Source organism: Brachyspira sp. SAP_772, from assembly GCF_009755885.1.
Taxonomy (GTDB): Bacteria; Spirochaetota; Brachyspiria; order Brachyspirales; family Brachyspiraceae; genus Brachyspira.
Window position 1 is genome coordinate 1 of the sequence record NZ_VYIX01000322.1, and the last position, 569, is coordinate 569.

1 protein-coding gene and 1 pseudogene are annotated in these 569 nt (G+C 29.3%); one reads left to right on the forward strand and one right to left on the reverse strand.

Annotated elements, in window-relative coordinates; all coding sequences use genetic code 11:
• The first annotated feature begins 84 nt into the window (after positions 1-84).
• Complete coding sequence (locus GQX97_RS14280; protein ID WP_014932944.1) at positions 85-270, forward strand: (2Fe-2S)-binding protein; 186 nt, start codon at positions 85-87, stop codon at positions 268-270.
• Between the two features lie 5 nt (positions 271-275).
• On the opposite strand, the pseudogene GQX97_RS14285 reads toward GQX97_RS14280, so the two are convergent.
• Positions 276-569, reverse strand: a pseudogene (locus tag GQX97_RS14285) (diaminopimelate epimerase); the annotation flags it as partial.

Here is a 569-nt window from a genome sequence, read left to right on the forward strand (position 1 = left end):
GCTATTTTGAGGTTTTTTAACATTTTTTTATATTTTTTGTTTTTTGATTGGAATAGTTAATAAATTATATATAAGAGCAGCATGATGATAAAAGAAGAAAATAAATATATATGTAAATGTAAAGAATTATCCATTGAAGAGATAGAAACATTAAAAAAAGAATACGGATTAAAAACACTAAAAGATATAGTAAAGAAGACAAAAGCAGGYACAGCTTGCGGAGGATGCAGAAATCGCTTAAAGGAGCTATTTAAAGATAATTTAAGATAAAAACATTATAATTCTACATATCCTCTRTATGCGTATCTTGCTTCACCTTTCATAAATACATTATTATCTTTATAAGTTAATATCAAATCTCCTCCTAAAAGGTGATTGAGTATAATATTATCAGTTCTTTTGCTAATAAATCCAGCTACACAAACAGCCGAAGCACCAGTACCGCATGCTAAAGTTTCAGCACTTCCCCTCTCCCAAGTTCTTTGTATAACTTCTCCCCTATTAAGAACCTGCACAAACTCTACATTTGTTCTATTTGGAAACATAGGATTATTTTCCATAAAACTTCC